Origin of the sequence: Streptomyces sp. DH12 (assembly GCF_020873895.1) — a bacterium.
Classification (GTDB): domain Bacteria; phylum Actinomycetota; class Actinomycetes; order Streptomycetales; family Streptomycetaceae; genus Streptomyces.
In genome coordinates this window covers 1-453 of the sequence record NZ_JAHWGT010001063.1, presented here as the reverse complement: position 1 = coordinate 453, position 453 = coordinate 1, and the positions used below count along the sequence as shown (strand labels likewise).

Genomic DNA, 453 nt, shown 5'->3' with positions numbered 1-453 from the left:
GTGCACTCCACGGCGGCGACCATCCGCCCGGCCTTCGAGATCATCAAGACCCGGCCGGACGCGGACATCGTCTCGTCGGTGTTCTTCATGTGCCTGGCCGACAAGGTGCTGGTGTACGGCGACTGCGCGGTCAACCCGGACCCGGACGCCGAGCAGCTCGCCGACATCGCGGTGCAGTCGGCGGTCACGGCGGCGCGGTTCGGGGTGGAGCCGCGGATCGCGATGCTGTCGTACTCGACCGGCACCTCCGGCTCCGGCGCCGACGTGGACAAGGTGCGCCGGGCGACCGAGCTGGTCCGGGAGCGCCGGCCCGACCTGCGCATCGAGGGGCCGATCCAGTACGACGCGGCCGTGGAGCCGTCGGTCGCGGCGACCAAGCTGCCGGACTCCGAGGTGGCGGGCCAGGCGACCGTGCTGATCTTCCCCGACCTGAACACCGGCAACAACACCTAC

1 protein-coding gene is annotated in these 453 nt (G+C 71.3%); it reads left to right on the top strand.

Annotated features, from left to right (window positions below; genetic code table 11):
• Positions 1–453 (top strand): phosphate acyltransferase (locus LPA54_RS38515; protein WP_267488006.1); only part of this gene is annotated, 453 nt, incomplete at both ends.